This window comes from Staphylococcus simulans (assembly GCF_047037175.1).
GTDB classification, from domain to species: domain Bacteria; phylum Bacillota; class Bacilli; order Staphylococcales; family Staphylococcaceae; genus Staphylococcus; species Staphylococcus simulans_C.
Genome location: NZ_CP178241.1, coordinates 538,084 through 556,011 on the forward strand (window position 1 = coordinate 538,084; position 17,928 = coordinate 556,011).

Sequence of the window (17,928 nt, forward strand, 5' to 3'; positions counted from 1 at the left end):
CAAAAGCATAGAAAAAATAAAACAAATAAAAATGCGCAAGTTTTCCTGTAATGGATGAACTTGCGCATTTATAGTTATGATTAAGTTTTTATCGCTTATACATCTTTTCTTTGTTGTTTAATGGCTTCACGTTGGGCTTGTTCTTCTTGATAACGTTTTGGATTCTTTTTATAGAAATCTTGATGATAAGCTTCAGCTTCATAAAATTGTGAAACAGGTAAAACCTTCGTCGCAATGGCTTTATCTCTGTTGATGGTTGATTTTAATGACGCAATATATTGGTTTGCGGTTTCTTGTTGGTCTTCATTAGTATAAAATATAGCTGTACGGTATTGTGTACCGCGGTCTTGATATTGACCTTCAGTATCAGTCGGGTCAATCACTGAAAAGAAAATCTCAAGTAATTTATTGTATGAAATTAAGGCAACGTCATACTCTATTTTAACGGTTTCTAAATGACCGGTTTGACCTGTTTTAACTGCTTCATACGTAGGGTTGTCCACAGTGCCTCCCATGTAGCCGGATGTCACTTTTTCAACACCATCAAAGGAATCAAACGGCTTTGTCATGCACCAAAAGCATCCCCCGGCAAAATAAGCTGTATTGATATGCATTCAATCTATCCTTTCTTTTTATGGGACCTTAGTACCATTTGCTTAGAAAATACTTGATTTTTAAAAGAAAATTATATAACTTTAGTATGTATTAATTATATTACATAGGCTGTTAATTTTGAAGTATAAGGTTGGTTAAAATGACAAATGAAACGAATAATGACAATTATAAACGAAGTAGTGACGAACAACCGCGCCAAAAGCGTACTAAGAAACGCATGCGGAAACTGCCGTTTGTGATTTTAGGTATCTTAATCCTATTTATTATTTTAATTGTATATGCGGTTTCTGGGTATAGAAGCGGTATTAATTATGCGAAAAAACATAATCCGGATATGAAAGTAGAAAAGTTTAACGGACCCGTTAAAAACGACGGTAAGATCTCTATCTTACTATTAGGGGCTGATAAATCAGATGGCGGCAAATCAAGAACAGACTCTATTATGGTTGCGCAATATGACTATATCCATAAGAAGATGAAAGTCGTCTCTGTGATGCGTGATACTTATGCCAAAATTCCAGGTTATAGAGATTACAAAATTAATGCGGCTTATTCATTAGGCGGAGCTGAATTGCTGAGAAAAGCGTTGGTAGAAAACTATGGTATTAACCCTGAGTATTATGCGGTCGTAGATTTCGAAGGCTTTGAGAAAATGGTTGATGAGTTAGCGCCAAATGGTGTGCCGATTGATGTAGAGAAAGATATGTCAGAGTTGATCGGTGTATCACTGAAAAAAGGCCATCACAATTTAAATGGTAAAGAGTTATTAGGTTATGCACGTTTCCGTCATGACCCTGAAGGGGATTTCGGACGTGTTAGAAGACAACAACAAGTGATTCAAGCATTAAAACAAGAAATGACAAAACCAGGTGCAATTTTCAAACTGCCTAAAGTAGCCGGAATCTTACGTGGTTATTTAAGTACAGATATTCCTGACTCTGCCTTGATTCAAACGGGCATGAACTTCGGTATCCGCGGTGATAAAGATGTTAAAACTTTAACGGTTCCGATGAAAGGCACATACCGAGATATTCAAACACCTGAAAGCGGCAGTGCATTAGAAGTAGATAAACCTGCGAATAAAAAAGCAATTCAAGAGTTTTTAAAAGATAACAGTAATAAGAAAAAAGAAGCGCAAAATTAACAATTAAACAATTTTCAACTGCGTACAGGATTTTGGTAAAGTGGTGCAAGAGTTGAAATGAAGGGCAGTCGTCGTAAAAGACGACTGTCTTTTTTGTTGGTTATAGGGAGTGGGATTGTGTATGCAGTATTTGGGTGCAACTACGGTGTGTATGTACAGGAATGCGTGTCAATGGATTGAAGGTGTAAAGTTGGAAGTGAGAAGAAGCGGTGAAGGGAGATAAGTGATAGAAAAGGAAAGTGAAGATAAGGTGAGGTAAATAAAAAGAAGGTGAGAAGCGGTCAATGTAGTTAACCTGCTGCTCACCTTTTTTAATTATTGGTCTGATTTTCTAACGCCGCCGACACCATAATGTGTTGGTTTCATTTCTTCTAAAACAACACTGATTGCATTACGATCAGCATTTGTTGTTTTTTCAACTGCATCTGTTACTTCTTTAACTAATGCTTTTAATTGTTCGTCTGTACGACCTTCGATTAATTTAATGTTTACTATTGGCATGAGAACGCCTCCCTTGATAGTTGTAAGTCTATTATACCATTAACTGATTAAAGAGATGAGCAATATAATTATATTTAAAACAGAACATTTGTTCGCTTTAATGTTGAATAAGAACAAATGTTCGTATATACTAAAAGTATCAGTTGCGGGGGTGTTACAATGTATGATTACCATTTATTAGAGGATAGAGACATTTTATGTATTGACCAAAAGAGTTTCTTTGCGAGTGTATCGTGTATCTCAAAAGGGTTAGATCCTTTGAAGACCAAGCTTGCGGTGGTCGCTGATACAAAACGGCAAGGCTCGGTTGTATTAGCAGCAACACCGCCGTTAAAAGCCATTGGTATCACTACAGGCTCAAGATTATTTGAAATTCCGCACTGTAATGATATATATATTATTAATCCAAGTATGCGCAAGTATTTGGATGTGTCCGTTATGATTTCTAAAATTGCGTTGCAGTATGTACCGCCTGAAGATTTACATCAATATAGTATCGATGAATTCTTTATGGACGTCACAGACAGTTATCATCGTTTCAGCAGTACGGTTCAGTCATTTTGTATTAAGTTGATGAAAGAGATTTACGAACAGACACAAATCTATTGTACGATCGGTATCGGTTCGAATATGTTGTTGAGTAAATTGGCGATGGATATTGAAGCTAAGCATAACGACAACCGGATTGCAGAATGGCGCTATCAAAATGTTCCGGAGAAGTTATGGAACATTCAGCCATTGCATAAGTTCTGGGGGATTAATACACGTACAGAAAAGAAATTAAATAAACGCGGGATATTTACAATTGGTGATTTAGCGCATTATCCTTATCAATATTTAAAGCGAGATTTTGGGATTAAAGGTATTGATTTGCATCTGCATGCGCATGGGATTGATCAAAGTAAAATACGAGAAAAACATAAAATTACGAACCCATCTATTTGTAAGAGTCAGATATTGATGCGTGATTACAAGTATGAAGATGCGAAAGTGGTGATGCAGGAGTTAATTGAAGATGTGGCAATGCGAGTCAGATTGCGTAAAATGCGTGCACGTACGATTCACTTTTCTTTTGGTTATAAAGATGGCGGCGGAGTGCATAAACAGTTTACTTTAGATGAACCGACAAATTTAGAAAAAGAGATTTGGAAAGGTATCGAAAAGTGGGCGGATCAATTATGTGAGAAAACGCTGCTTTATCGTACACTCAGTGTTTCATTGACACAATTTGTACCTGAAGGTGTGCAGCAATTAAATTTGTTTGTGGATGAGTATGAGCGGAAGCGGAGTGAAGCACTGGCCAAAGCGATTGATCAGCTACAAAACAAATATGGTAAAGGTATTGTGTCAAAAGCAATCTCTTATACAGATGCCGGAACGAAATATGGACGTTTAGGTTTGATGGCAGGTCATAAAATGTAAAAAAGTTCCCTACAAAGCTTATTACGCTTTATGGGAACTTTCTTAATACATTAAAGGCTGTATGTGTCGAATTCATCTAGAGCTTGAATACCGAGTTCGCGATCTTCAGGTGTTTTAAAGCTAATGCGTAAGGCACCATAAATATCTTCTCGGACTTCCACAATATTAATGTTACTTATAGAAATATTATGTAAACTTAGAATGGAGGTTACTTTGCTGATCATACCAGGTTCGTCAGGGATGTCGACATACAGTTCATAAGAACTAGACACAGCGCCAGGATTTTTCGCCGGTAATTGATTGCGGTATTCACGTGCTTGTTCAAAAAACTGATAAATACCTTCAGAATCATCATTTTTAATTTGTGAAGCAAGTAGGGAAAGCTGTATTTGCCATTCTTCGATACCGGATAGGATGTACTCCTTGTTTTCATGCATGATGTCGCTCCACATTTCAGGACTGCTGCTGGCAATTCGTGTAATATCTCGGAAACCCCCAGCCGCTAATTGTTTGATCAATGGCGAATCTTTATCATGATTTAAACTTAAATTCACTAAAGATGCTGCAGCAATGTGAGGAATATGACTGACAATGCTCGTGACGAAATCATGTTCTTCTGGTGAAGTTGCGATAACTTTTGCGCGTGTGGCTTGTAGTAACTGTTTGATTTCTTCTGTCGCTGCATCATTATCTTTTTCTGAATGCACCAACATATAGTAAGCATTTTCGAATAGGTTCTTTTTAGCGTTCAAGATGCCTGATTTATGACTGCCAGCCATAGGATGTCCTCCGATCAAGTGTATATTCTGAGCTAGTAATTGTTTTTCAAAGGCTTGAATCGTTCCTTTTGTGCTTCCAGTATCTGTGATAATCAATCCTGGTTTAGTAGTTAGATGGGTAAGAGTCTTTAGATATTGAACGGTTTGTTGGACAGGCGTCGCGTAAATAATAATATCCGCTTCGGCTACTGCTGCTTCGTAGTTTGCTGCTTTTTCATCAATGATTCCAATGGATAGGGCTTTATCAAGTTGACTCGGGTTAGAATCATAGGCAATGATAGTGACATCATTATGAAAGTATTTGAAATTGGTAGCTAAACTGCCTCCGATTAAACCTAAACCAACAAATAGTATGTTTTTAGTCAAAAGACTCACCTCTGTCGAAATTTTCAGAATAGCGATATTATAGTGTATATTTTCAGTTGGTGCAAGACCTTTTGCTTATCTATTTTTATTTTCTATTTTGAAATTAATCGGTACAATAAAGGTAAGGAGGGGTCTTTTATGGCGAAAAATATTTTTGAAACAATTAAGACATTAACTGAAATTCCAAGTCCATCGGGTGATGCATATCAGGCGATAGACTATGTACAGTCTTTTGCGGAGGATTTAGGGTATGCGACATATGTGACGAATAAGGGTGCACTCATGATTACTGTAAAAGGTGATAATGACGTGGATCATCGTTGTATTACTGCACATGTGGACACTTTAGGTGCGATGGTAAAAGAAATTAAAGAAGATGGGCGTTTAGGTATAGAACTAATCGGTGGTTATGCCTTTAACGCAATTGAAGGAGAATATTGCACGATTCATACAGACTCAGGTAAAAATTATACAGGTACGATTTGCCTGCATGAAACATCCGTTCATGTTTATAAAGATAATCATGCCATTCCGCGTGATAAGGACCATATGGAAATTAGAATTGATGCGGTGACACATAACGAAGAAGATACACGTCAATTAGGGATTGAAGTAGGGGACTTCGTAAGTTTAGATCCTAGAACCATCATTACAGAAAATGACTTTATTAAATCTCGTCATTTAGATGATAAAGCAAGTGTTGCGATGATAATGCATTTCTTAGAGGATTATAGTAAAAATGAAAAAACATTGCCATATACGACACATTTCTTTATTTCAAACAATGAAGAAATCGGCTATGGAGCCAATGCTTCTATTCCAGGAAAAGTAAATGAATACATCGCATTTGATATGGGCGCACTAGGAGATGGCCAAACTTCAGATGAGTACACGGTATCTATTTGCGCCAAAGATGCATCAGGACCATATCATAAAAAACTGAGACAACATTTAACACAATTAGCGAAAGAAAATAACATTCCATATAAAGTAGATATTTATCCTTATTATGGTTCAGATGCCTCAGCAGCATTACGATCAGGTGCAGATATTAAGCATGGTTTATTTGGTGCGGGTATTGAATCTTCACATGCGTTAGAGCGTACACATCTGGATTCGATCAAAGCCACACAACGCTTGCTTGAAGTTTATTTGTATTCAGAGATGGTTGAAGATTAATTCTAAATAGTTAGAATTTTTGAATTTATGTGTTGACATCTTAAAAAAGAGCGTGTATTATTCAAGGTACATTGCAAACGACGTTAGAAGTAAACGTAGCTTATATGTCATGTAGCACACAGAAAACTGATGGTTGATGCAAATCAGTACAGCATATAATGTGAATTGGGCTTTTAATGTGCAAGGTTAACAATTTAAATAATCAATAAGAACATGAAAATGTTGAACTAAGGTGGCACCACGGTAACGCGTCCTTATCGGAATAGCGTTATTGTGGTGTTTTTATATTGAGTTTAAAAAGAAAAAGAGAAATACAGTGAAGAGACAAGATGAAGTAGTTAAGCAGATAGAGTAAATTCAGAAAGTTAGTGGTTGATGAAAACTAACCTCGCTGCCTAATGAATTGGGTTTTGTTGGAAGCTGACAATTCAATCAAGTGAGAGTGAGTCATCGAATTGGTGGCTAATAAAGGTGGTACCGCGCCAAAAGCGTCCTTGTTACAACAAACAAGGACGCTTTTTATTATGGGAGGAGAAATAACACAATGGATGTAGTATACAAGAGATTAAATGCCGATATTACCCCTGAAGCATTGGCACAATTGGCAGAGCGAAAAATTATTTTAGAAAGTGCCAGTCAAAATAAAACGAAAGGTCGTTATTCAGTCGTTGCCTTTGATATTTACGGTGAAGTGATTTTAACAGAAGATACATTGACGATTAAAACACCTAAAGAAACAATGACAGAAACAAATCAACCTTATCAAAAGCTTAAAGATTACGTTCAAAAATATTACGCAGACATAGATGACCCTTTATTAAAAGAATTACCGTTTATTTCAGGATTTATCGGTTCATGCAGCTTTGATTTAGTCAGACATGAATTCCCAGTCTTAAAGAAAAGAGCGGTTGCTGACAAGCCCAATCAAACTGATGTTCATTTATATATGATTGAGAATGTATATGTCTTTGATCACTATAAAGAATACTTGTATGTGATTGCTACAAACTTATTCTCAAATGACGCACATGAAGCAATTGAAAAAAGAGTACAACAACAAACCGATGCATTACAACATATTAAATTATATCAGCCAGATACATCTTTTGTGCCAAGTCAAAAGGATATAATTCCGAATATTCCGGATAATCAATTTATTCAAAATATTTCGAGATTTAAACAGTTGATTACTGAAGGCGACATGTTCCAAGTCGTTCCTTCAAGAATCTATCGCTATAAACATGAATTTGGTGATAAATTACACGCATTATCTTATCAATTGTATCGAAAGTTAAAACGTCAAAATCCAAGCCCATATATGTATTACTTAAATATTGATGAACCCATTATTGTGGGCAGTTCACCTGAAAGTTTTGTAAAAGTGAAAGGCGATGTGGTAGTCACAAACCCGATTGCAGGTACGATCAAACGTGGACAAACGCCAGAAGAAGATGACGCCAATGCGCATCAACTGCTCAGTGATGAGAAAGAATTGAGTGAACATCGTATGTTAGTCGACTTAGGCAGAAATGATATTCACCGTGTCAGCAAGACAGGAACATCTAAGATTGAACGCTTAATGGAAATCGAAAAATATGAACATGTGATGCATATCGTCAGTGAGGTTACTGGTCAACTTAATGAGAAAATGTCGCCGATGGATATCATCGCAAGTCTATTACCAACAGGCACAGTGTCAGGTGCACCGAAATTAAGAGCTATCGAACGTATCTATGAAGCACATCCTTATAAACGTGGTGTGTACAGCGGCGGTGTTGGCTACATTAACTGTAATCATGATTTAGATTTTGCGTTAGCCATTCGAACAATGTTAATTGATGAAACTTATGTAGATGTGGAAGCAGGATGCGGTGTGGTTTATGATTCCATACCAGAAAAAGAATTAGAAGAAACGAAACTTAAAGCGAAAAGCTTACTGGAGGTTACACCATGATTCTAATCGTAGATAATTATGACTCATTTACTTATAACTTAGTGAATATTGTGGCAGGTTACACAGAAGTTGTGGTGAAATATCCAGACGATCCAACCATATTCGACTTGCATCCTGATGCGGTGATTATTTCACCTGGACCAGGTCATCCAGAAGATACAGACGATTTAAATCGCATTATAAAGCACTTTGAAGATTTACCGATACTTGGTATTTGTTTAGGTGCACAAGCATTGACGTGTTACTACAAAGGACAGGTTATACAAGGCGCAAGTGTCTTACACGGCAAGATTGATACAATGCATCAATTAAAACCAACCGTACTATATGAAGGATTACCTGAAACTTTTAAAATCATGCGTTACCATTCATTAATCAGCGACCCAGAAACCTTTCCTGATTCCTTAGTTATTACAGGAGAAACAACAGATTGTATTCAATCATTCGAACACAAAGCTAAACCGCACTATGGTATTCAGTATCATCCAGAATCATTTGCGACAGAACACGGAACTGAGATTATTCATAACTTTATTAAATATGTTGAGAAAGGGGCTAGCAGCCATGACACTCATTCAAAAAATTCAAGAACAATCGAACTTAACACAACAGGACATTAATGAATTTATCCAAACACTGATCAACCCAGATATCGACAATGACACAAAAGCGGAATTGCTACGAGATTATACTGCTCGCCCATTAAATCAAACAGAAGTCACTTATTTAGTGGCAGCTATGATTCAAACGATGTATCCCGTCCAACCGGTTTATCCAGGTGCAATGTGTGTATGCGGAACAGGCGGCGATAAATCTAACAGTTTCAATATTTCAACAACCGCTTCTTTCGTCGTCGCAGCAGCAGGTGTCAATGTGCTTAAACACGGCAACCGCAGCATCACTTCTGCTTCAGGCAGCAGTGACTTACTCAATAAAATGGGGATTGCCAGTTCACAAGTGGCGGATGTTGAAACAAGAATGCAAGAAACAGGCTTAGCATTCTTAAATGCGACTGATACGTATCCAGTTATGAAATACATTCAACCGATTCGTAAAATGCTGGCAGGTCCAACCATCTTTAATATCTTAGGGCCAATGATCCATCCATTCAAATTAGAGTATCAAGTTGTAGGTGTCTATAATCCAGAGTTTGTGAAACCTATGGCTGAAACACTTTATGATTTAGGTCGTAAACGTGCCATTGTCTTACATGGAGCAAACGGTATGGATGAAGCAACTTTATCTGGTGAAAACCTCATCTATGAAGTGAACCAAGAAACAGGCATTACTTCGTATCATTTAAATGCTGAAGATGTCGGATTAACACCAGCAAGCAATGACACTTTAAAAGGCGGCACACCTGCAGAAAACTTAGAAATCACCTTAAATATTTTAACGGGTAAAGATCAATCAAGTAAACGTGATGTCGTCGCTTTAAATGCTGGTATCGCATTATACGTCGCAGAAAAAGCAGATTCGATTCAAGAAGGTGTCATACTCGCACAACAATTAATCGATGACGGTAAAGCATTTGCTCAATATAAAAAAACAGGAGGGCAAGTTTATGACTATATTGGATGACATCGTAGCGTATAAGAAATCGCTATTAGAAGAAGGGTATTATGATCGCTTACTACGTACACTTCCAGTCACGAATGTTAAAGATAAAAAGAAATTCAGTACACGTTTAAAAGAACGAAGTCATTTGTCAGTTATTGCCGAAATCAAATCTAAAAGTCCATCAGTTAAGAAGCTGCCAGATCGTGATTTGACACAACAAGTGAAAGATTACGAAACTTATGGCGCACAGGCCATTTCAATTTTAACTGATGAACAATACTTCGGCGGTAGTTACGAGCGTTTAAATAAACTGACGCAACAAACAACGTTACCGGTGTTATGTAAGGATTTTATCATTGAACCAATACAAATCGATGTCGCATATCGTGCTGGTGCCTCTATCATTTTACTGATTGTAAACATCTTAGATGATCAGCAAATGCATGAACTATATCAATATGCGAAAACATTAGATTTAGATGTATTAGTGGAAGTCCACAGTAAACAAGAATTAGCGAGAGCTTATCAGTTGGCACCAGATATTATCGGCGTAAATAATCGCGACTTAACACGCTTTGTGACTGATGTCGAACACACGAATGAAATCCTAGAAAACAAAAAAGACGGTTATTATTACATCTCAGAAAGCGGGATTCATACAAAAGAAGATGTTGAAAAAATCGTCGGGTCAGGCATAGATGGTATTTTGGTTGGTGAATCATTGATGAAATGTGATGAACTATCTCAATTCTTGCCTAGCTTGCAGTTAGAGAAGGAACAGTAACATGTTTATAAAATATTGCGGATTTCAATCAGAAGACGATGTCACAAAAGCCATAGAGAATCCTATAGATGCGATTGGATTTATACATTATCCAAAAAGCAAGCGTCACCAAAGTATCGAGGAAATTGCACACTTAACACAACTTGTGCCAGATACTATTCATAAAGTAGCAGTTGTCGTAAATCCGACACAAGAAATTATTTCTAGACTTATAGAACGCACACAAATTGACACGATTCAATTTCACGGACATGAAGATGTTGCACTACTACGATGGTGCAGCATTAACTATCCTAATATCCAACGCTATAAAGCACTTCCTGCCGATGAGAACTTAGTAGAAGCCATTGAGCAGTATCAAGATGAAGTGGATTTATTCATTATCGATACGCCGTCAATTCATTACGGAGGAACAGGACAATCATTTGATTGGCAATTACTTAAACAACTTACGGATGTTCCGTATTTAGTCGCAGGCGGCATGGATTTAGAGAAGATTCAACAATTTGAACAACTTGATATTCAAACAACTGGATTCGACATCGCAAGTGGCATTGAAGTACAAGGACGAAAAGATCCGCAAATGATGAAACAAATTTCGAATTATATTAAGGAGAGAGAAATATGACGAATAAAACGACACAACCTATTCAAACTGAAGTAGATGAACTTGGATTCTTTGGCAATTACGGAGGACGTTATGTTCCTGAAACATTAATGCCTGCGATTCAAGAGTTAAGACAAGCTTATGAGGAAGCAAAGAATGATCCAGAATTTCAAAAGGAATTAGACTACTATTTAAAAGATTATGTCGGTCGTGAAACACCTTTAACTTATGCGAAATCCTATACAGAAGAACTCGGCGGCGCAAAAATTTATTTAAAACGTGAAGATTTAAACCATACCGGTGCACATAAAATTAACAATGCGTTAGGTCAAGCCCTATTAGCCAAACGTATGGGCAAACGTAAATTAGTGGCAGAAACAGGTGCAGGACAACATGGTGTGGCCAGTGCAACTGTGGCAGCGCTCTTCGATATGGAACTGGTTGTCTTCATGGGAGAAGAAGATATCCAACGTCAAGCGCTTAACGTATTCAGAATGGAACTATTAGGTGCAAAAGTGGTTTCGGTCACAGAGGGTCAAGGTACATTGTCCGATGCGGTGAACAAGGCGCTGCAATATTGGGTCAGCCACGTTGACGATACACACTATTTATTAGGTTCAGCATTAGGACCTGATCCGTTCCCAACAATGGTACGTGATTTCCAAAGTGTCATCGGCAATGAAATCAAAGCACAAATTTTAGAAAAAGAAGGTCGTTTACCTGATGCTGTAGTGGCTTGTGTCGGCGGCGGTTCTAACTCTATTGGTATATTCTATCCATTTGTACAAGATAAAGATGTGAAATTATATGGTGTTGAAGCTGCAGGTGAAGGTGAAGACACAGATAAACACGCCTTAGCAATCGGTAAAGGCTCAGTCGGCGTCTTACATGGTACAAAAATGTATCTCTTACAAGATGACAATGGTCAAATCGGATTAGCACACTCAATTTCAGCTGGCCTAGATTATCCAGGTATTGGACCTGAACACAGTTATTATCATGATATTGGTCGTGCTGAGTATCCAAGCGCATCTGATGAAGAAGCAATGGAAGCATTAATCAGATTTACAAAAGCAGAAGGTATTATTCCTGCGATTGAAAGCGCCCATGCATTAAGTTATGTAGAAAAGTTAGCACCGACAATGGGCAAAGATGAAATTATTGTGGTGACTGTATCAGGCCGTGGAGATAAAGATATGGATACGATTCGTAAATATACACAAGAACGAGGTGAAGGTCATGAGTAAACTATTTATTCCTTATATCATGGGTAACAAGCACTTTATTGAAAACTTGAAAGTCTTACAAGAAGAAGGGGCAGATATTGTAGAAATCGGCCTTCCATTCTCTGATCCCGTTGCAGATGGTCCGACTATTATGGAAGCAGGCAACCAAGCCATTAAAGAAGGCATGAGTGCACGTGTAATTTTAGATGAATTAAAAGCGCACAAAGATGATTTAAAAGGTTCTAAATATGTATTGATGACTTACTATAACGTCATCTTACATTATGGAGAAGCTGCTTTCCTTCAAGATTGTGAAGAGGCAGGGGTCTATGGTTTAATTATTCCAGATTTACCATTTGAACTTGCGGAACAATTAAAAGCACGTTTCAAAGACCGTAAAGTCAATATTATTTCATTAATCGCTATGACTGCTTCAAATGAACGAATTGAACAAATCGCAGCACATGCAGAAGGCTTCATCTATACCGTAACAATGAATGCGACAACGGGTGATAATGGTGCATTCCACCCAGAATTACAACAAAAAATCGCATTGATTCAAGAAAAAGCTGATGTACCTGTTGTAGCTGGATTTGGTATTAGAACACCAGAACAAGTCGCAGAAGTGACACGTTTTGCGGATGGTGCAGTCATCGGCAGTGAAATTGTTAAACGTTTCGCAAATGATGAAGAAGCCACAACAAGAAGCTATTTACAAAGCATCCGTGAAGCATTAGATACAAATAAAACAACTGTATAACCATAAAACGTTTACAAATCAGAGCCTATCACAGGCTCTGATTTTTGCATTGTATCTGATTGTTTTAATAACGGTTAGGTACGTGTGCGTGTTATGATAGATAAGTAGAGTTATTACACGTTGTACTGATGAAAGGCGAACCAGAATAGTTGTAAGAAGTTGGATTCTTGCTTAACATACATAACAATACAACAGAAATGAAAGGTTTCAATTTTAGTTTTCCTTTTGGGTATTGTATAATAATAAAGATTGAAATTTGATACCAATGAGAAATTAAAAGATAGAGAATATGAATTAGGAGTTATTGAAATTATGAAGTTTACCAATTTAACTACAGCTGAATTTGGAGCATTTACAGATAAAATGCCATATAGCCATTTCACACAAATGGTAGGTAACTATGAATTGAAAGTTGCAGAAGGTACAGAAACACATCTTGTCGGCGTAAAAGACAATGATGACAATGTCATTGCAGTATGTTTACTTACAGCTGTACCAGTAATGAAATTCTTTAAATATTTCTATTCAAACCGTGGACCGGTCATTGATTATGATAATAAAGAATTAGTTCATTACTTCTTTAGAGAGTTAAAGAAATATGTTAAACAATACAATGCATTATATTTAAGAGTCGATCCTTATTTACCCTATCAATATCGCAACCATGATGGAGACATTACGGGTAATGCCGGACATGATTGGCTATTTGACAAAATGGAACAGCTTGGCTATAGCCATCAAGGCTTTACAACAGGCTTTGATCCGATTATTCAAATCCGTTTCCATTCCGTATTAGATTTAAAAGATAAAACACCCCAAGATGTATTAAAAGGGATGGACAGCTTACGTAAGCGTAATACGAAAAAAGTTAAACGTAACGGTGTAAAAGTCCGCTTCTTAGGTGAAGATGAAATGCACATTTTCCGTAAATTCATGGAAGATACTGCAGAAGCGAAAGACTTTGATGATCGTGAAGATGATTTCTATTACCATAGATTAAAGCATTATAAAGATCGTGTCTTAGTACCGATGGCTTACATTGATTTCGAAGAGTATATCAATGAATTGAATGCTGAACAGAAAAATTTAGAAAAAGAAATCAACAAAGCTGAAAAAGACTTAAATAAAAATCCTGAAAATCAAAAAGCTTCACGTAAAAAAGAAAACCTTGAACAACAATTAGAAGCACATCATCAAAAAGTAGCTGAAGCACGTGATTTACAACAAAAACATGGTAATGAATTACCAATTTCAGCAGGTTTCTTTATTATTAATCCATTTGAAGTAGTTTATTATGCAGGTGGAACAGCTAATGAATTTCGTCACTTTGCAGGAAGCTATGCGGTACAATGGGAAATGATTAACTATGCGATTAATCATGGCATTGATCGTTATAACTTCTATGGCATTAGCGGCCACTTTACAGACGATGCCGAAGATGCGGGCGTTGTGAAGTTCAAAAAAGGATTTAATGCAGATGTAATTGAATATGTTGGAGACTTTATTGCACCGATTAACAAGCCGATGTATAAACTGTATACGACGCTTAAGAAAATCAAAGATAGATAAACATAAGGTAGAAGGGAAATAAAGAAATGAAATTTACAGAGTTGACAGTAAAAGAATATGACAATTTTGTGCAGAATCCATCGCTTGAAAGCCATTATTTTCAAACGAAAGAAAATATCGGCACAAGAGAAGCAGACGGTTTTGAAGTTGTATTATTAGGGATTAAAGACATCGACAACCGTGTGATTGCAGCAAGTTTATTCTCTAAAATTCCTACAATGGGCAGTTATGTTTATTATTCAAACCGTGGTCCTGTGATGGACTATAGCGATTTAGGTCTTGTAGAATTTTATTTACGTGAGTTAGAGAAGTATTTGCGTCAGCATAATTGTTTATATGTTAAATTAGATCCCTATTGGATTTATCAACTTTATGATAAAGACGTAAATCCTTTCCCAAGCCGTGAACAAAATGATGCACTTGTAAACTTATTCAAATCACATGGCTATCATCATCATGGCTTTACGACACAATATGACACATCAAGTCAAGTACGTTGGATGGGTGTATTAGATCTTAAAGATGAAACACCAGCTTCTCTAAAAAAACAATTCGACAGCCAACGTAAACGTAACATCAACAAGGCAATCAATTATGGTGTGAAAGTACGTTTCTTAGGTAAAGATGAATTAGATAAATTCTTCAAATTATACCGTGAAACTGAAGAACGTGCTGGTTTCGTCTCAAAAACAGACGAATACTTCGAAAACTTTATTGAACACTATGATGATAAAGTATTAATTCCATTAGCATATATCGATTTAGACGAGTACATCACGTCACTTCAAGAGTCATTAAATGATAAAGAAGGTCGCCGTGACCAAATGATGGCGAAAGAAAACAAATCTGATAAACAATTGAAGAAAATATCAGAACTCGACAAACAAATTGAGCATGATCAAAAAGAACTATTGAAAGCGAGCGAATTACGCCAAACAGACGGTTCAATTTTAGACTTGGCGTCAGGTGTTTATTTCGCAAATGCGTATGAAGTTAACTATTTTTCAGGTGGTTCTTCAGAGAAATATAACCAATATATGGGACCATATATGATGCATTGGTTTATGATTAACTATTGCTTTGAACATGGTTATGATCGTTATAATTTCTATGGTTTATCAGGTGATTTCACTGAAGATAGTGAAGACTATGGTGTTTACCGCTTCAAACGCGGATTCAACGTACAAATTGAAGAATTAATCGGGGACTTCTATAAGCCGATTCAAAAAGTGAAATACTGGATTTTCAATACATTGAATAATATCCGTCAAAAAGTAAAAAAATAATAGGTCACGTTTTAAAACGCAACCTATCTTAAATATTACGTGCTTTCTTCAAAGTAGAGAAGAAAGCACGTTTTTTGCTGTTTTAATTAATGTGCAAACGCATCAAAGATATAGTTTAAACCGATTAATAGGAATGTAACGCCGACAAAGAAGGCGATTAAAAAAGCACCAATTAATGGATTAAACAATAAGATAATGCCTGCAATGATACCAATAATATTCACAAGTATTGAGAAAAAGTGATATGCCTTATTCGTACGTTCTACAGGTGTAACGGTAAAGATACCTAAAATTGATGCGAAAATAAACCAGAATGCAAGCATGTAAACAATTGCGGCTTGTCCAGCATCAGTAAAGACAATAAGCAAAATACCGAAAATAATATCAAGTATACCAGTCAACATCAACCATCCGCTGGAAATACCAACAAATGCTTTTGTTAAACGTCTGAAGAATAGTTCGCCAATCCCATTAATAATGAAGAAAATTCCAAAGAGCCAAGTAATGACTGTTAAATTTTCAACAGGGAAGCTCACACTTAAAATACCGATTATTGCGAATAATAAACCGATGACTAGACTAGACCATCTAATATGATTAGTAGACAATAATCAACACCTCTTTCAAAAACATGTTATTTATATATACCCATTATACGAATAAATACATGCTAAAAAAATCAAAAACTATAGGAATAAGATGATAATCAACAAAAATAGATAATTGTATAATAAAGGTACATTTAAACTATGCGAAAAAGATAGTACTCATATTTGAAGAAAGGATTATTGTTAAACAAGAGAAGATGATTTATTGCATGCTTAACTAATCAGAACTTTCTAGCAGCTATTATATGAAGTATGACAATACACCTAGAACGACTAAAATCATGCTAAGCATAGTTGTGATTAACCATTTGAACTGAGTATTTGAAGTTTTTTGGAATTCATCAAATTTAGATTCAAGTCTAGTGACTCTCGTGTCAAATGTATCGAATTTATCGCTAAACTTTTTATCGAGCGTGTCGAATCTTTCATCAATTTTTTTATCGAGCGTATCAAATCTTTCATCAATTTTTTTGTCGAGTGTGTCAATTTTTTCATTTACATTTAAAAATTGAGTGTCTATACGTTTTTCAAATTGGAGAAATTCATTACGTGTCACAAAAATAGTGAAAAGTTCAGAATAATTTTGAGGAAGTGGAATGAGGGCGTGTTGTGAATTCATGATTGTTCATCCTTTCGCTGTTGTAGGGGCATGGTTTTAATTTAAAAGTGGATTTTAGTCTGTATATAAGAGTATTGTATTTCGTTTTTATAGAATTGTAAAGAATATAGGAGAATAAAGGATCAGAAAAATTTGAGGGGTGTCAAACTGCTAGATAGACAGACTGCGAAGTGGTTTGAAGAGAGTTATCAGTGGATGTAAATCAACTTAAAAGAATTAAAAACGTGATATTTAGATGGTTCAATAGACTTATAAGATTAAGCGGAAAAATTTAGTGTATTTATGTTATGTAAACTAAATGTAAAAAGTGTATTTAAGTTCATTGCATATAAGGATTGATTGAGTAAGTTCAGTAATTATTGTTTTAAATCTTTTAAGTACTATTATTGGAATATACAAGTGCTGAGAGACGGTCTGTATTGCATTGAGAATTATCATTACGGACTATCTATACAGATGATGTTAAGTAACATTATTCGAAATGATACGATTAATGATGTTTAAACTGGATTGATTCAAATACTGGTAAAGATAAATCGTATGAACATAAATCAGATAATTATCATAAAATAAGATGCTGAGAAACGCTCTGAGTTGCAATGAGAATCAGATATGACGGATAAATACTAATGACGTTACAAAACTATTAGTCATGATAAAACTGATTTTCTGATTATGCTGATATGAGATTTGAACTTAGGATTTGATAATATGAATTGAGCCGAAGTTTCACGAGCATTAAGTTAAGTCAGTTTAACAACAATTGGTTTAAAGAATTGATCGTTAATGACTGCAGACAATAACTTAAGTCAATTAATCATTATAGAAGTAAAATACAGCATAAAAGCGAGGTAGCTATATAGGAATATTCTTTTCGTTCTTTTAGTTTACATAATATATATTATAGGAAGTTATGTATTGAGCAGGAGAAGTGGTTTTACCTATACTC

17 protein-coding genes are annotated in these 17,928 nt (G+C 36.0%); 12 read left to right on the plus strand and 5 right to left on the minus strand.

Features of this window, described 5'->3' with window-relative positions:
- Positions 1–95 precede the first annotated feature (95 nt).
- Complete coding sequence (gene msrA / locus ACFCT9_RS02485) at positions 96–614, minus strand: peptide-methionine (S)-S-oxide reductase MsrA (protein WP_412520559.1); 519 nt, start codon at positions 612–614, stop codon at positions 96–98.
- Between the two features lie 140 nt (positions 615–754).
- Between msrA and ACFCT9_RS02490 the strand changes: the two genes are divergently transcribed.
- Positions 755–1,759, plus strand: a complete 1,005-nt coding sequence (locus ACFCT9_RS02490; RefSeq protein ID WP_412520560.1) for an LCP family protein — start codon at positions 755–757, stop codon at positions 1,757–1,759.
- A 315-nt stretch (positions 1,760–2,074) separates the two neighbouring features.
- On the opposite strand, the gene ACFCT9_RS02495 is transcribed toward ACFCT9_RS02490, so the two are convergent.
- Complete coding sequence (locus tag ACFCT9_RS02495) at positions 2,075–2,260, minus strand: 2-hydroxymuconate tautomerase (RefSeq protein ID WP_412520562.1); 186 nt, start codon at positions 2,258–2,260, stop codon at positions 2,075–2,077.
- A 159-nt stretch (positions 2,261–2,419) separates the two neighbouring features.
- Here ACFCT9_RS02495 and ACFCT9_RS02500 point away from each other — a divergent pair, with 159 nt between their 5' ends.
- Positions 2,420–3,682: a Y-family DNA polymerase gene (locus tag ACFCT9_RS02500; protein ID WP_412520563.1), complete on the plus strand. Its 1,263-nt coding sequence runs from the start codon at positions 2,420–2,422 to the stop codon at positions 3,680–3,682.
- Between the two features lie 50 nt (positions 3,683–3,732).
- Here ACFCT9_RS02500 and ACFCT9_RS02505 read toward each other — a convergent pair whose 3' ends face one another.
- Positions 3,733–4,827, minus strand: coding sequence for a prephenate dehydrogenase (locus ACFCT9_RS02505; protein WP_412520564.1), 1,095 nt, complete (start codon positions 4,825–4,827; stop codon positions 3,733–3,735).
- Positions 4,828–4,965: 138 nt separating this feature from the next.
- On the opposite strand from ACFCT9_RS02505, the gene ACFCT9_RS02510 reads away from it, so the two are divergent.
- From ACFCT9_RS02510 to ACFCT9_RS02555, 10 genes are all read left to right on the plus strand, one after another.
- The gene (locus tag ACFCT9_RS02510; RefSeq protein ID WP_412520566.1) at positions 4,966–6,006 is read left to right on the plus strand and encodes a M42 family metallopeptidase; all 1,041 of its coding nucleotides are present in this window, start codon (positions 4,966–4,968) and stop codon (positions 6,004–6,006) included.
- Positions 6,007–6,550: 544 nt separating this feature from the next.
- Positions 6,551–7,960 carry an anthranilate synthase component I gene (locus tag ACFCT9_RS02515; protein ID WP_412520567.1) on the plus strand — a complete coding sequence of 470 codons (1,410 nt, stop codon included), beginning with the start codon at positions 6,551–6,553 and terminating at the stop codon, positions 7,958–7,960.
- Complete coding sequence (locus ACFCT9_RS02520) at positions 7,957–8,580, plus strand: anthranilate synthase component II (RefSeq protein ID WP_412520568.1); 624 nt, start codon at positions 7,957–7,959, stop codon at positions 8,578–8,580. The genes ACFCT9_RS02515 and ACFCT9_RS02520 overlap by 4 nt, the downstream gene beginning before the upstream one ends.
- Positions 8,525–9,541 carry an anthranilate phosphoribosyltransferase gene (gene trpD, locus ACFCT9_RS02525; protein ID WP_412520570.1) on the plus strand — a complete coding sequence of 339 codons (1,017 nt, stop codon included), beginning with the start codon at positions 8,525–8,527 and terminating at the stop codon, positions 9,539–9,541. The genes ACFCT9_RS02520 and trpD overlap by 56 nt, the downstream gene beginning before the upstream one ends.
- Positions 9,525–10,304: an indole-3-glycerol phosphate synthase TrpC gene (trpC, locus tag ACFCT9_RS02530; protein ID WP_412520572.1), complete on the plus strand. Its 780-nt coding sequence runs from the start codon at positions 9,525–9,527 to the stop codon at positions 10,302–10,304. The genes trpD and trpC overlap by 17 nt, the downstream gene beginning before the upstream one ends.
- A 1-nt stretch (position 10,305) precedes the next feature.
- Positions 10,306–10,932 carry a phosphoribosylanthranilate isomerase gene (locus ACFCT9_RS02535; RefSeq protein ID WP_412520574.1) on the plus strand — a complete coding sequence of 209 codons (627 nt, stop codon included), beginning with the start codon at positions 10,306–10,308 and terminating at the stop codon, positions 10,930–10,932.
- Entirely contained in the window at positions 10,929–12,158 is a 1,230-nt protein-coding gene (gene trpB, locus ACFCT9_RS02540) for a tryptophan synthase subunit beta (RefSeq protein WP_412520576.1), read from the plus strand. Before ACFCT9_RS02535 ends, trpB begins: the two co-directional genes overlap by 4 nt.
- Positions 12,151–12,897, plus strand: a complete 747-nt coding sequence (gene trpA, locus ACFCT9_RS02545) for a tryptophan synthase subunit alpha (RefSeq protein ID WP_412520577.1) — start codon at positions 12,151–12,153, stop codon at positions 12,895–12,897. Before trpB ends, trpA begins: the two co-directional genes overlap by 8 nt.
- 312 nt (positions 12,898–13,209) lie before the next feature.
- Positions 13,210–14,466 (plus strand): aminoacyltransferase, encoded by a 1,257-nt coding sequence (locus ACFCT9_RS02550; protein WP_412520579.1) that lies wholly within the window; start codon positions 13,210–13,212, stop codon positions 14,464–14,466.
- Positions 14,467–14,492: 26 nt separating this feature from the next.
- On the plus strand, positions 14,493–15,752 hold the full coding sequence (locus ACFCT9_RS02555; protein WP_412520580.1) for an aminoacyltransferase: 1,260 nt from the start codon (positions 14,493–14,495) through the stop codon (positions 15,750–15,752).
- An 86-nt stretch (positions 15,753–15,838) separates the two neighbouring features.
- Here ACFCT9_RS02555 and ACFCT9_RS02560 read toward each other — a convergent pair whose 3' ends face one another.
- Both ACFCT9_RS02560 and ACFCT9_RS02565 read right to left on the minus strand, forming a co-directional pair.
- Positions 15,839–16,360, minus strand: a complete 522-nt coding sequence (locus ACFCT9_RS02560; protein ID WP_412520582.1) for an HdeD family acid-resistance protein — start codon at positions 16,358–16,360, stop codon at positions 15,839–15,841.
- Between the two features lie 241 nt (positions 16,361–16,601).
- Positions 16,602–16,979 (minus strand): hypothetical protein, encoded by a 378-nt coding sequence (locus ACFCT9_RS02565; protein WP_412520584.1) that lies wholly within the window; start codon positions 16,977–16,979, stop codon positions 16,602–16,604.
- Positions 16,980–17,928: the final 949 nt, after the last annotated feature.